Genomic DNA, 13,283 nt, shown 5'->3' with positions numbered 1-13,283 from the left:
TATAGCGATACATTTCGCCATTGACAAATAAACTGGGCCAGCCATAAGATGCATTCACCCCGACACACCGGCGCATTCACAGAGCAGAAACGGGGCGAGACAAGTCCTCCCATATCGTCAGCCCGCACCAGCCGGTGCGCCGCCGGCCGTCTCGCCTCACGTCCAACTTCGACGGAGACAAGCATGGCAAAGGCATTCGCATCCCAGGCCGACCTGGAAGTCAAGAAAGTCACGTGGACCCAGTTGTCCGAGAACGCGTACGCGTACACCGCCGAGGGCGATCCGAACTCAGGCGTGATCATCGGCGACGACGGTGTGCTGATCGTCGACACCACCGCCACGCCCGCCATGGCGCAGGATCTGATCGCGAAGATCCGCAGCGTCACCGACAAGCCCATCAAATACGTCGTGCTGTCGCACTATCACGCGGTGCGCGTGCTCGGCGCGTCGGCCTATTTCGACGAAGGCGCGCAGCAGGTGATCGCGAGCCGCGGCACGTACGAGATGATCGTCGAGCGCGGCGAGGCCGATATGAAATCGGAAATCGAACGCTTTCCGCGTCTGTTTGCCGGTGTCGAAACCGTGCCCGGTCTGACGTGGCCGACGCTCGTGTTCGACAAGGAAATGACGCTGTTTCTCGGCAAGCTCGAAGTGCGCATCGCGCATCTCGGCGCGGGTCATACAAAGGGCGATACGGTCGTGTGGCTGCCGTCGCAAAAGGTGCTGTTTTCCGGCGACCTCGTCGAATATGACGCAGCGTGCTACTGCGGCGACGCGCAACTCGAACAGTGGCCCGCCACGCTCGAAGCGCTGCGTGCGCTGAATGCGGAGAAGCTGGTGCCGGGCCGCGGCCCCGCGCTGCTGACTCCGGCCGATGTGAACAAAGGTCTCGACTACACCAAAGACTTCGTCACCACGCTGCTGCAGGCAGGCCGTGAAGCGTTCAAGGACAAGCTCGATCTGAAGGCCGCGATGGCGCACACGCGCAAGGCGATGGACCCGAAGTTCGGCCACGTTTTCATCTACGAGCATTGCCTGCCGTTCGATGTGTCGCGTGCTTTCGATGAAGCCAGCGGCATCACGCATCCGCGCATCTGGACCGCGCAGCGCGACAAGGAAATGTGGGACGCGCTGCAGGGCTGACAGCAACGATAAGCGCAAAGCGACGCAGAGACGGATGGAGACACAAGATGAGCATCAACTACCAGGCGCTGTCGTTCGACTACCAGCCTTGCCGTGAGCAAAGCGCGCAAGGCGACGAACAGGCGGCCTATCCCGTGATCGTGGTTGGCGCAGGACCGGTCGGTCTCGTGACCGCCATCGATCTCGCGCAGCAGGGCGTGCCGGTCGTTCTGGTCGACGACGATTGTTCGTTGTCCACCGGTTCGCGGGCGATCTGTTTTTCGAAGCGCTCGCTCGATATCTTCGATCGGCTCGGCTGCGGTCAACGGATGGTGGATAAGGGCATCAGCTGGAATGTCGGCAAGGTGTTCCTGAAAGACGAACTCGTGTACACGTTCAATCTGCAACCCGAGGCGGGTCATAACCGGCCCGCGTTCATCAACTTGCAGCAGTACTACGTCGAAGGTTTTCTGCTAGAACGTGCGCAGGAAATGCCAAATCTGGAGATTCGCTGGAAGAGCAAAGTAGTGGGCGTGCAGCAGAACGGCACACCGGGTTCGTGCGATGCCGGCGTCACGCTGACCGTCGAAACGCCGGACGGTGCGTATCCGTTGCGCGGCCGTTATGTCGTCGCTGCCGATGGCTCGCGCAGTCCAATGCGTCGGCTGATGGGACTCGACAGCAAAGGCGTGACGTTCAAGGATCGCTTCCTGATTGCCGACGTCAAAATGGAAGCGGATTTTCCGACCGAGCGCTGGTTCTGGTTCGACCCGCCGTTTCATCCGAATCAGTCGGTGCTGTTGCATCGTCAGCCGGACAACGTATGGCGGATCGATTTTCAACTGGGATGGGATGCCGATCCCGTGCTGGAAAAAACACCGGAGCGCGTCATTCCACGCGTGCGCGCATTGCTGGGCGCCGATGCGAAGTTCGAACTGGAATGGGTCAGCGTCTATACGTTTTCGTGTTTGCGGATGGAGCGCTTCCGGCACGGCAACGTATTGTTCGCGGGCGATTCCGCGCACGGCGTGTCGCCGTTCGGCGCGCGCGGCGCGAATAGCGGCGTGCAGGACGCCGAGAACCTCGCATGGAAACTGGCGATGGTGCTCGACGGCCGGGCGTCGGACGCGTTGCTCGATACGTATGCGAGCGAACGCGAATTTGCCGCCGATGAAAACATCCGCAACTCCACGCGTTCCACCGATTTCATCACGCCGAAGAGTCCTGTGAGCCGCGTTTTCCGCGATGCTGTGCTGAAGCTCGCGCGGCATCATCCGTTCGCGCGTCAGTTGGCGAATAGCGGGCGGTTGTCCGTGCCTGCGGTGTTGCGTGATTCTCCGTTGAATACAGCGGACCGCGAGAACTTTGGCGGTTCGATGGTGCCGGGTGCATCGTGCGTCGACGCGCCCGTGCAGGTGAATGAACAACCGGCGTGGCTGTTGCAGCAACTCGGTCAGCAATTTACCGGCGTGCTGTTTTGCGGCGATCAGGGTGTCGATCAGGCGGCGCTCGCTTCATTGAATTCACTGCGGACCGGATCGATACCGTTGAAGCTCGTTGTCGTGATGCGCGGCGATGCGCAGGTTGGTTCCACGTTGCCGGAAGACGTGCAGGTCGCGCACGACGCCGACGGTCTCGCAAGCTCGCGTTACGACGCAACACACGGCACGTTCTATCTGATCCGGCCGGACCAGCACGTTTGCGCACGGTGGCGGCAACTCGATACGCGCGCCGTCGAGCACGCATTGAAGCGCGCGTTGTGTGTCGAAGGAACGGCCTGAAGAGCTGCGCACGCAGGCACTGCGCAATAGCGAAAAATAGCAGGAGACAAACACATGGCACTCAATATTCAACCGAATCTCGCCCGCCCGGACGACTTCTACGAGGCGCTGATCGATATGCACCGCGACCTCGACGATGCGCAGAGTCAGTCGGCCAATGCGCAATTGATTCTGTTGCTCGCGAATCATATCGGCGATTACGCGACGCTGATCGAGGCATTGCAGCATGCGCGCGAAGGGGTGATCGATAGGGTGGTTCAGAACGCGGAGTCGCATTCGCTGGCCGCCTGAAGCGGCGGCACGCGCGTGACCATTCGCGTCACGCGCAATCAAGCACGCAAGCACGAATTCAAGGAAGCACCAAAGCACGAAAGCGGCGCATCAAGACGCCGGACTCAATGGGTCCGCTGGACCCGCACGTTTGGAGATAACCGATGAGCCAATCTTTCGCCCCCGCGCTAGAGCCGGGCGTATCCGCGGCTGCGCACGACGACCTGCTGTATCGCAAGGTTTCGACGCGGATTATTCCGTTTCTGTTTCTCTGTTATGTGGTGTCGTTTCTCGACCGCATCAATATCGGCTTCGCGCAATTGCAGATGAAGCACGACCTTGGATTCAGCGACGCGATGTACGGTCTCGGCGCTGCTGTTTTCTATGTCGGATACGTGCTCTGCGAAGTTCCGAGCAATTTACTGCTCGCCCGTTTCGGTGCGCGTTTGACGTTCACGCGAATCATGTTGCTATGGGGCATTGCATCGGTCGGCATGATGATGGTGTCCACGCCCACGCACTTTTACGTGCTGCGCTTTCTGCTCGGCGTATTCGAAGCGGGATTCTTTCCCGGCATCGTGTTGTATCTGACATATTGGTATCCGGCGCGGCGGCGCGCAGCCGTGCTGTCGATTTTCTTCGCCGGCGTCGCGGTGGCGGGCGTGCTCGGCGGCCTGGTATCCGGCTGGATCATGCGCGACATGGGCGGCGTGCTGGGCCTGTACGGCTGGCAGTGGATGTTCGTGATCGAAGGCGCGCCCGCGATCGTGCTCGGCCTGCTCGCGGCGTTCTATCTCGTGGACGGCCCGCAGCACGCCAGCTGGCTCACATCGGATGAAAAAGCGCGGCTGATCGCGCAACGTGATGAAGATCGCCGGCACGGCTCGCCGGAGCACGCGCATTCGTCGCGTTCGTTCATGCAGGCATTGCGCAATCCACGGGTTTATCTCTTTGCGTTTATCTATTTCTCGCTGACCTGCGCATCGTTGACGCTCAACTTCTGGATGCCGCTGATGATCCGCGATTTCGGCATTCACGATGTTCTCGCGATCAGCCTCTATACCGTGATTCCGAATGCGGTCGGCGCAGTCGGACTGATTCTGATCGCGCGTCATTCGGATCGACAGGGCGAGCGTCGCCGGCATTTTGCGGTTTGCACGATCGGCGGCGGCATAGCGCTGTCATTGCTCACGCTGCATCTGACCAGCTTTCTTGCGATGCTTGCCATTCTGTCGGTGGCGGCCATGTTGATATTCGCCGCATTGCCTATTTTCTGGACTGTTCCTTCGGGTTATCTGTCGGGAACAGCGGCTGCGGCGGGCATTGCGTTGATCAGCAGCATCGGCATTACGAGCGGCATCGTGAGCCCTTGGGTGATCGGTCTGATCAAGACGCATACGGGCAGTATGGATAACGCGCTGTATCTGTTGACCGCATTGTTGTTCGTGAGCGGTATCGCGCTGCTGCGCGGCGTGCCGAAAGAGGCGCAGCGTATTTGACCAGGGGCATCGCCGGTTCGGACGTGATCCAGGTTAGAGTCGCGTTTATTCTTTAGCGCGCGTTTCACAACCGAACTTCTGCGATGTATTCCATCGAGCCTATTTCGCTACCTCATGAAGGGCCGTCCGACATTTCGTTGTGGCGGGTCGATCTGGCTTTTCATGTGTCGCTGGACAACGACGCTTTCTCATCGCTCAGCGATGACGAACGCATTCGCGCGCGCAAATATCTTCGTCATGAAGATACGCTGCGTTTTGCTACCGTCCGCGTCGCGTTGCGTGAGCAACTTGCGCGACGTCTCGGCATCGCGCCACACGCCGTTCGTTTTACACACGACTCAGACCGCCGTCCCCGATTGGCAAATTCGACTCTCGTCGATTTCAACGTATCGCATGCGGGTTCGCATGGGTTGATCGCGATGTCGCCGGTGCGTCGCGTGGGCGTGGATATCGAACACCGGCGTGCTCAATTCGATTGGCGTTCGGTCGCGCCGCTGACGCTCGATCCTGCCGAAAAAGCGTGGATCGAAGGACTCGAGATCGCGCAGCAGAACGTGGCGTTTTATGACGCCTGGGTCGCGAAAGAAGCGCTGGTCAAAACAACGGGCGTGGGCATTATCGAAGGATTGCAGCATTTGACCGTGCTGCCGCGCGACGCATCACGCGTGATTTTGCGCAACCGGATTCCACACGACATGCGCGTTATCTCCGCACACTGGCTTGCCGCGCCGGATTCGTATGCGGCGTGTCTCGCGTGGTCGGAGACGCCGTTCTCAAGCTAGAAGCTGCGCAGTTTGTTCATCTGCAAGGCCGATCGAACACGGTTCCCTTCGGCCAGCCGAATGTGTGCACGGCAGTCACCTGCTCGGCAATCGCGACCGCAGCGCGAATCTTGCCGCCCATCGGCAGATCGAGCAGGTGCCAATCGCCATGCTCACCGAGTTCGAGCAGGCTGTTCGATACATCGTCCGACAGCAGCGCGCCGTCGATATCCACCGGTGCGTAGCGCAACGCATTGCAGAGGCTGCTGTAACGCGCGCGTCGCCGCGATGTTTCGGATGACTCGTCAGGTTCGCCGCCGGGCGACGGCGTGACGACGCTCAACCCGAGCGTGGTCGATGCCACTCCGATCACGATCCAGATGCCGCCATACGCGATATCGATGGTGATGCCGCGACCGTCGCGAGGATGACGCGCACGCAATTTCTCGTTGCCGTCGTCCTGCAATTCGACGCGCTGCGGCTCGCAGTCGAACAGATTGCCGACGATCCATCGCACCACCACGCGTGCGCTGACGAAGCGTTTGCGCAGCGCGGCGTTCGGATGAAGCCGCGCACGTTCGCGCTCGGTTTTCGACAACCATGTGTCGCCTTCCTGAACCGGCACCGGCAGCCATTCGCACCGGAATCGCCAAAGGTGCAACTCGTTCGCGCGCGGCGCGGCGACGCCGCCCGGATAGCGCCGCGTCAGCGGATGCGAGTGGAAAGCGGGGACCGGCGTCGATGCGATCGCGTGTGCGGTCCTGGCCAGTGGTAGCGGTGCGGGGGGCGAGTCGGCGCTATCGGCGATAACTGCGTCGGATGGAGGCGCCAGCGGCGCCAGATCCACTTCCATGGGCATGGGCTGACGTCCTCAATGCATGTACGTGACGCGGCGCGCCTGCACATCGAGTTCCACGCCCGCGTCGAGCAGATCGATCGCGAACCAGCGGATCAGCTTCAGCACGCCGCTCACGGCGGGCGCGGGCAGCCATTCGCTCAACATGCGCAACGCGGCGCCGCTATGCGTTTTTTGCAGTAGCGCGATGGTTTGCAGGATCACCGCCTCGTCCTTGCCGAGATCGCTGGCGCAACGGCAGCGCATGTCGAGCGGACGATACGACACGTGTCTCAGCGAGCGCATCAGCAGATCGAAATGTTCGATGCCGTCCTGTCGCAAGCCGACGCCGCTCAGAATGTCGCGCCAGTGGACGCCGCCGCGCGCGGTCTCGCACGCCGGACGCAACCAGGTGCGCACGGCGGTGAGGACCGTGCGATCGGGTGCATCGGCTGGGTCGACCGGATGATCGTCGATCAGTTCGGGACGGCTGCTGAATTGAGAGCGGAAGTTCATCGATGCTCCTGTCTGGACACGGTCCATGAGTCGCGCCGGCCGGGTTGAACGGAAGCCGCGTCGCAGGCCAGCGCTAGAACGCGTGCGACGGACAGGCGGTGACGCCGGGCTTGCGTCGGGTGCCGGCATCGGTCGAAACCAACGCTGGCGAGTGCCCACTTCGCTTGAAACTTAGGCCAGCTGCGGAGGCAGCCATTCGCGCACGTGTGCGCTGCGGGCCGGACGCTGCGGCGGTTGTCCCGGGTTTTTCGGCGTGCCGACGAACAGGAAGCCGAGCAGACGTTCGTTCGGCGCGAACCCCAAGGCATCGTGCAGACGCGTTTCGTAGCTGTCCGGTCCGGTGGCCCAGAAGCCGCCATAACCGAGTGCGTGGATCGCATTCAGCATGTTCATCGCCGCCGCGCCGCCCGCCAGCAACTGCTCGACTTCGGGCACTTTCGGATGCGCCGAAAGCGCCGCGCCGAGCGCGATCACCAGGGGCGCGGCAAAAGCCTTCTGCCGACGATGCGCGTGCGCCGAACGCGGCTCGCCCGGCGCGCGTGCGCAGGCGAGGTCGACCAGCAGATCGCCGAGCGCGCCGCGAGCCTCGCCGCGAATCGTGACGAAGCGCCAGGGCCGCAGATTGCCGTGATCGGGCGCGCGCAACGCGGCGTCGACGATCAGGTCCAGCTCGGCATCGGCCGGACCGGGTTCCGTGAGCGGCCAATGCGACTGGCGCGACAGCAGCACGTCGAGTACCGCCGACGCTTCAGGCGTCGCGGCGCCGACGGCGGGGGCCGTGGCGGGCGGTGACGTGTCGGTATCGGCGCGGCTGAGGTCGAGCGTGGTCATGGTTGCTTGTTCGGAAGATGTCGTGGGATGAATCATCGCTTAATTTGTTGGTAAATGCAAATCATTCGCATTTGCAGGGCACCTGTTCGGTGCGTGATGGTTGTCGGGATGTTGTCCAGCGGCGAGTCCGGAGGTGTCTCTCGCGGCGCGAGTCAAACCTATTTGCGCATCGGATCGAGCAGAAACCCGAATTCTCACGGTCGTTGCAGCGGCACCCTCACTAGCGCAACTAACGGTCAAGCCAGCCCGCCACCCCCGGCTATGATGGCGAAGCGGCACATAAAAACTTTTCGCCGTCACGGCCCGCAGCATTTTTGCCCACATACACCCGCCCCATGTCACGCACTTCATTCGACGTCGCCTCACCCCATACTTCCGCCGACGACAGCCAACGCGCCCCCACCTTGATGCTGGCCGCGGCGCTATCGCTGGGCAGCGCAATCGCGCTCGGGCTCGCCCGCTTCGCCTACGCGCTGCTGTTGCCGTCGATGAAACTCGACCTCGGCTGGAGCTTCGCCCAGGCGGGCGCGATGAATACCGCCAATGCGCTCGGCTATCTGCTCGGCGCGCTGGCCTTCCCTCGGCTCGCGCGCCGCTGGTCGGCGGGCATGCTGTTCGGCGCCGGTTGCGTATCGACGGCGATCTTGATGGCGGGCAGCGGCCTGCTCGCCGACACACATTCGCTGCTCGTGCTGCGCGTCGTCACCGGCGCGACCAGCGCGGCGATCTTCATCAGCGGCGGCGTGCTGGCCGCGCGCCTGGCGTCGGCGAGACCGCGCGATGCGGGGCTTGTCCTCGGCCTCTATTACGGCGGCGCGGGATGGGGGATCGTGGCGTCGTCGATACTGGTGCCGTTGACTATCTTCAATGTCGCGCACGGCTGGCAATTCGCGTGGTTCGCGCTGGCGGTGGCGTGCGTGGTGTTCGCGGCGGTCGCGATCGGCGCGGCGCGCAGGATCGAGAGTATGCATGCGAGCGCGGGATCGGTATCGGGATCAGCGTCGGCGGCTCCGGTTTCCGGTGCAATCGACTCACCTCGCTGGTCGCGTTTCGGCATCATGCTGACGGGCTACGGCCTGTTCGGCGTCGGCTATATCGGCTACATGACGTTCATCGTCGCGCTGCTGCGCGACGCGGGCATGAGCGCGACGGTCGTGACGGGCTTCTATCTGCTGCTCGGACTGGCGACGGTGGTGTCGGCGCGCGTGTGGTCCGGCTTGCTCGACCGGATGCGCGGCGGTCGCGCGCTCGCGGTGCTCAACGCGTTGCTCGCGATTGCGACGCTGCTGCCCGCGCTGTTCACACAGCCGTGGGTGGCGTTCGTGTCCGGCGTGCTGTTCGGCGCGACGTTTCTGTCGGCGGTGGCGTCGACCACGGCTTTCGTGCGCCACAATTTTTCGGCGAGCCATTGGGCGAGGGGAATCAGCGCGTTCACGATCGTGTTCGCGTTCGGACAGATCGTCGGACCGATGGTGATCGGCTGGGTGTCGGACGGCGCGGGGCTTGCGCGCGGGCTGGTGTATTCGGCGTTGCTGCTGGCGGGGGGGGCGCTGTTGGCCTTTTTTCAGAAGCCGTTACGCGACGAGTGAGGTCGTGTGCGCGTGATGGCCGGATGCCTCGCCGCCATCGTTCGACGTTGAGCGCGTGGTTAGTCTGAGGCTGTCACGGCGAACTCATTTTCAGGAAGGACCGCCGCCGAACGCTTATCGCAGCACAACCGGCTTCGCTACTCCATGTCGCGCGCCTGAGTTAGCCAAACTTCATCCCGTAGATCGGGAGCTAAGGAAACAGCTGAGGCCTCTGCAAACCCGCCACGCAGACCATATCTGCCGCTCGCGTAGCCGACGTCATTCACTACCACGAATTGCGCTAAAAACGTCGGCGCGAAGATTCACACCGCAACCGACGGAATGCTCTTCATGCATCGAAGCGCAAACATCGAACGGCTATGTCGGATACCCGCGATCCGATAAAGCTTTTCGCGCAAAAAACGCTCGTATCCGGCGGTGCCCTGCACCGCGACCTTGATCAGGTAATCGTATTCGCCGGAAATCAGATAAGCGTCGAGCACCTCGGGCAGCAGCGCCAACTCTTCGCCGAAGCGATGCAAGGTTTCCTCTTCATGACGGTCGAGCGTGACTTCGATCAGGACCGTGTCCGAGAGGCCGAGCTTTTCCTGATCGATGAGCGCGACGTATCCGCGAATCAGGCCAGACTCTTCGAGCTGCCGCGTCCTGTTCCAGCAAGCAGTGGTGGACATTCCAACGAGGTCGGCGAGTTCGGCGTTCGTCAGCCGGGCGTTCTTCTGCAACTCGCGCATGATCTTGCGATCCTGATTGTCGATCGGACGATTTCGGGTGGTCATAGCGGTGTCGGAAGATTGTTTTGATGAATGCCAGTTTAACGGAACAACGTACCGATTTGGTAGCGAGAATGCAGGACATTCAGAAGCCTATCCAGCCACAATCCGGGTATATTTTCACCATGCATTCATGCCCGGCATCACCATCCGGGCCGCGGGTTTCCTCGCCTACGGTCCATTTCAGCCACAAGCTGCCCGATGGTGTGTCGCTGCCCTAACAGGAGGGTGGCACGCGGGCGAATTCCGGCGTCACGATCGCCGGGAGACGCGCTCGCCGGGCATGGACGCATGTTCCCAACCGAATGCTTGCCGGCGAATTTCCTTGCGCACGAGTCCTCGATTTGCGCGCTTACGGATGTCGCGCGTCGGCAATGCCGTAACCCATGCCCGCCGATGTCGATCCAGTTGTACGTCTCGTTTCTTCTCGCTTCACTCGTTCTCGTTTATTCCCCCGGCCCTGTCAACGTGCTGACGATGAGCCAGGCGCTCAGCGCCGGCTGGCGGGCCGCATTGCCCGGTGTGTGGGGCGGCACCTGTGCCGTGCTCGTGCAACTGATCTTCACCGCGTTATGCCTGAACTCGCTGCTGCTGATCGACGAGCGCGCATTGATTGCGCTTCGCTGGGGCGGCGCGGTGTATCTGGTTTATCTCGGCTTCAAACAATGGCGCAGCGGTGCTCTCACCGTTCCCGTCGATGGCACGCGGCAACGCGGCATGTTCTGGCGCGGCTTCGCGACCTCCGGGCTCAATCCGAAAACCTTGCTGTTCTTTCCGTCGTTCTTTCCGCAGTTCATCAGCACGCCGTCGGGCGACGGGCGCTGGTCGGCGAATCAGCAATACCTGTTGCTGGCCGCTACGTTTGCAGTGGTGTTCGCATTGGGAGTGGCGTCGACGGCGATTTTTTCTCATCGGCTGCGTACGGTCTTGCAACGGCCGACGCGCATGCGCGCGGTGAACCGTCTAATGGGCACGTTGCTGGTCGGAATGGGCGCGGTGATGGCGGCGGTCCGCTGAGTTAGTCAGCCGGCGTTTCGCGTTGACCGCCATTTCGGCAGGCATCTCCCGCGCCTGAAAAATCGTTTTCGGTTCCGCCAGTCAGCTTGTTTTGGAGCGCGGCTTTATTGCACTTTGCACGGCGATACTCCGGTACACATCGCGGCAAAATTGCATGCTGCCGTCGGGTAGATGAGTTGAATTTGCACCGATCGCGTGAGTCGCTGTTTGTGCCGTTTCTGCAACCGGCTCCGTAGGGACTGGATTGATGAGCGCGGCATCGACGGCGAAAGGGTCGGTCGGCGGCGCGCGCATGATGCCGACATTCTTGATCGTCACCGTTAGAGTGGGATCGTGTACTCGCGGAGCGTGACTAGCTTCGACGTTGAAGTTGATGTTGAGCGTCCATAAACCCTCGTGAATATGCTGGTCGATGATGATGGCCTTCACCACTTCCTGATGCGAAAGCGCGTACTCGTTATGTGCCATCGGTCCCTCCTTCCGCGTGACGCCGTGTCGGCGCACGTGTGCAGATATGGCATTTTTCCGGACAGGTGAAGCTAGTTTTACCTTCTATTTTCCGCAGTGCAAGAAGAAAAGATGTCTGCACCGATGCGCGCGCCACGCTTCGCAGTTCGCGATCCGATTCAGAATGCGAAAGGCGACGCGCGAATGCGGGCGTCGCCTTTCATGCAACCAGCGAGGGTCGCGAGAGAGTAAGAGAGCAGTAAGTGACGGGTCAATAAGCCCGTCGTCAATCGATCGTCTGGTTTGATCAACGACGCAGGTGCTGCGGGCTTAATGGAAAATCAGATACAGAATGACCAGCACGATCAACGGAACGCCGAGAAGCCAACCGAGAAGATAAGGCATGATGTGAACTCCTTTCGTGTCGTAGTTTGAGTACGAAGGGAATAGAGCATTAGGCGTGCCTGATTAGACTGGTGATTCGCACCGCGTGCGTGGCGTGCATGGGCATTGCACAACACGTCTCTACGTACTGCGCCCGATCGCCGATGTATCGGTGATCGGCAGCCTTGCGCATTGCAGTACTCGCTGATGTGTCATTGCTTTCGCGGTTCGACACGGCGAGTAAATCGGGAAGTCACGCTTATCCGTTATCTGCAAAACCGGGATACAAGGTCATGCCGCCATCGACGAACAGGGTGGTGCCAACCACGTAGTCGCTTTCATCTGAAGCCAGCCACACAGCGGCCTCGCCGATGTCTTCTACCTCACCCACGCGACCATACGGAATTAGTCGCAATAGCTTTTTCAACGCGGCTTCTGTATTCCACGCATCCTTGTTGATCGGCGTGCGGATTGCTCCCGGCGCAATTGAATTCACTCGAATGCCCTCCGGCGCGACTTCCTGTGCGAGCGATTTCATGAACATCTGAATTCCGCATTTGGATGCCGCGTAATTCACATGCCCGGCCCATGGAATGACCTCGTGAACCGAACTCATACAAATGATCTTGCCGAGCGCTCTGGAATTGTTTCTCTGGCCGCGTCGGCGGAATTCTTTAACGGCAGCCTGGGTCGTCAGGAACTGTCCGGTCAGATTGGTCGCTAACACCGTTTGCCAATCTTCCAATGTCATGTCGCCAAACGCGCTGTCTTTTTGCAGACCGGAGTTCGCGACCACGATATCGACAGTGTCGAAGCGTGCGCGGCACGCGTCGAACATCTTCTCGACTTGCGACGGATCGGATACGTCAGCACGAACCGCGAACGACGAGCCGCCGTTTTTTTCGATTTCGTCGGCAAGCTGTTCTGCTGATTCGGGATGCGAATGATAATTCAATGCCACCGCCGCGCCTGCTTTCGCTAGCGCCTTCGCGACGCCATAGCCGATACCGGAACTGGCGCCTGTAACCAGCGCAACCTGATTGGCGAGTAAATTTTCCATCGCGTTCTCCGTTTTTCGTTGCCGGGCGTTTCCCGGACGTGACACCGTATGACGATGTTCCGCCAATCGACATAACGAAGCCGCCGGATATCGGTGCAGCGAACTGCATCGACATCCGGCGGCCTGCTTGGCGAGCGTCGGAGTAGCTAACGCGCGCGTACGAAAGCGCTTCAACCTGCGCCGGTTATATCACTCCGACAACCAGCAACACGATGACGACAATCAGCACGACGCCGATCCCGCCCGTCGGGCCATAGCCCCATGCCCGGCTGTGCGGCCACGAAGGCAACGCACCGATAAGGAGAAGAATCAGCACGATCAGAAGAATAGTTCCCAACATATAAATGACCTCCGCCTGGTTGATTGGACCTGCCTTCACGACAGCCACGCAATGCTTACGT

At 61.0% G+C, this 13,283-nt stretch carries 14 protein-coding genes; 7 read left to right on the top strand and 7 right to left on the bottom strand.

The window, feature by feature from the left end; translation table 11 throughout:
• Positions 1–183: 183 nt before the first annotated feature.
• The 5 genes from ABH945_RS19845 to ABH945_RS19825 all read left to right on the top strand — a co-directional run bounded on the left by ABH945_RS19845 (position 184) and on the right by ABH945_RS19825 (position 5,454).
• Positions 184–1,143: an MBL fold metallo-hydrolase gene (locus ABH945_RS19845; protein ID WP_429251642.1), complete on the top strand. Its 960-nt coding sequence runs from the start codon at positions 184–186 to the stop codon at positions 1,141–1,143.
• Between the two features lie 47 nt (positions 1,144–1,190).
• Positions 1,191–2,903 carry an FAD-dependent oxidoreductase gene (locus ABH945_RS19840; protein ID WP_429251641.1) on the top strand — a complete coding sequence of 571 codons (1,713 nt, stop codon included), beginning with the start codon at positions 1,191–1,193 and terminating at the stop codon, positions 2,901–2,903.
• Between the two features lie 54 nt (positions 2,904–2,957).
• Positions 2,958–3,194, top strand: a complete 237-nt coding sequence (locus ABH945_RS19835) for a DUF2783 domain-containing protein (protein ID WP_429251640.1) — start codon at positions 2,958–2,960, stop codon at positions 3,192–3,194.
• A gap of 143 nt (positions 3,195–3,337) precedes the next feature.
• On the top strand, positions 3,338–4,672 hold the full coding sequence (locus tag ABH945_RS19830; protein ID WP_429251639.1) for an MFS transporter: 1,335 nt from the start codon (positions 3,338–3,340) through the stop codon (positions 4,670–4,672).
• Between the two features lie 83 nt (positions 4,673–4,755).
• On the top strand, positions 4,756–5,454 hold the full coding sequence (locus tag ABH945_RS19825; protein ID WP_429251638.1) for a 4'-phosphopantetheinyl transferase family protein: 699 nt from the start codon (positions 4,756–4,758) through the stop codon (positions 5,452–5,454).
• A gap of 16 nt (positions 5,455–5,470) precedes the next feature.
• On the opposite strand, the gene ABH945_RS19820 is transcribed toward ABH945_RS19825, so the two are convergent.
• The 3 genes from ABH945_RS19820 to ABH945_RS19810 all read right to left on the bottom strand — a co-directional run bounded on the left by ABH945_RS19820 (position 5,471) and on the right by ABH945_RS19810 (position 7,615).
• Positions 5,471–6,292: a hypothetical protein gene (locus tag ABH945_RS19820; protein WP_429251637.1), complete on the bottom strand. Its 822-nt coding sequence runs from the start codon at positions 6,290–6,292 to the stop codon at positions 5,471–5,473.
• A gap of 12 nt (positions 6,293–6,304) precedes the next feature.
• The gene (locus ABH945_RS19815) at positions 6,305–6,784 is read right to left on the bottom strand and encodes a hypothetical protein (RefSeq protein ID WP_074770553.1); all 480 of its coding nucleotides are present in this window, start codon (positions 6,782–6,784) and stop codon (positions 6,305–6,307) included.
• Between the two features lie 171 nt (positions 6,785–6,955).
• On the bottom strand, positions 6,956–7,615 hold the full coding sequence (locus tag ABH945_RS19810; RefSeq protein ID WP_429251636.1) for a nitroreductase family protein: 660 nt from the start codon (positions 7,613–7,615) through the stop codon (positions 6,956–6,958).
• A gap of 335 nt (positions 7,616–7,950) precedes the next feature.
• Between ABH945_RS19810 and ABH945_RS19805 the strand changes: the two genes are divergently transcribed.
• Positions 7,951–9,204 (top strand): YbfB/YjiJ family MFS transporter, encoded by a 1,254-nt coding sequence (locus tag ABH945_RS19805; protein WP_429251635.1) that lies wholly within the window; start codon positions 7,951–7,953, stop codon positions 9,202–9,204.
• 302 nt (positions 9,205–9,506) lie between these two features.
• Here the strand turns inward: ABH945_RS19805 and ABH945_RS19800 are convergent, their stop codons facing one another.
• The gene (locus tag ABH945_RS19800; protein WP_074770549.1) at positions 9,507–9,980 is read right to left on the bottom strand and encodes an Lrp/AsnC family transcriptional regulator; all 474 of its coding nucleotides are present in this window, start codon (positions 9,978–9,980) and stop codon (positions 9,507–9,509) included.
• Positions 9,981–10,370: 390 nt separating this feature from the next.
• Between ABH945_RS19800 and ABH945_RS19795 the strand changes: the two genes are divergently transcribed.
• On the top strand, positions 10,371–10,991 hold the full coding sequence (locus ABH945_RS19795) for a LysE family translocator (RefSeq protein WP_074770547.1): 621 nt from the start codon (positions 10,371–10,373) through the stop codon (positions 10,989–10,991).
• 81 nt (positions 10,992–11,072) lie between these two features.
• Here the strand turns inward: ABH945_RS19795 and ABH945_RS19790 are convergent, their stop codons facing one another.
• From ABH945_RS19790 to ABH945_RS19780, 3 genes are all read right to left on the bottom strand, one after another.
• Complete coding sequence (locus ABH945_RS19790) at positions 11,073–11,459, bottom strand: hypothetical protein (protein WP_429251634.1); 387 nt, start codon at positions 11,457–11,459, stop codon at positions 11,073–11,075.
• A gap of 622 nt (positions 11,460–12,081) precedes the next feature.
• Entirely contained in the window at positions 12,082–12,882 is an 801-nt protein-coding gene (locus ABH945_RS19785; protein WP_429251925.1) for an SDR family oxidoreductase, read from the bottom strand.
• A gap of 184 nt (positions 12,883–13,066) precedes the next feature.
• Positions 13,067–13,222, bottom strand: a complete 156-nt coding sequence (locus tag ABH945_RS19780) for a DUF3309 family protein (protein ID WP_074771229.1) — start codon at positions 13,220–13,222, stop codon at positions 13,067–13,069.
• Positions 13,223–13,283: the final 61 nt, after the last annotated feature.

This window comes from Paraburkholderia sp. GAS333 (assembly GCF_050435665.1).
GTDB classification, from domain to species: Bacteria; Pseudomonadota; Gammaproteobacteria; order Burkholderiales; family Burkholderiaceae; genus Paraburkholderia; species Paraburkholderia fungorum_A.
This window is presented reverse-complemented; position numbering and strand designations above follow the sequence as displayed.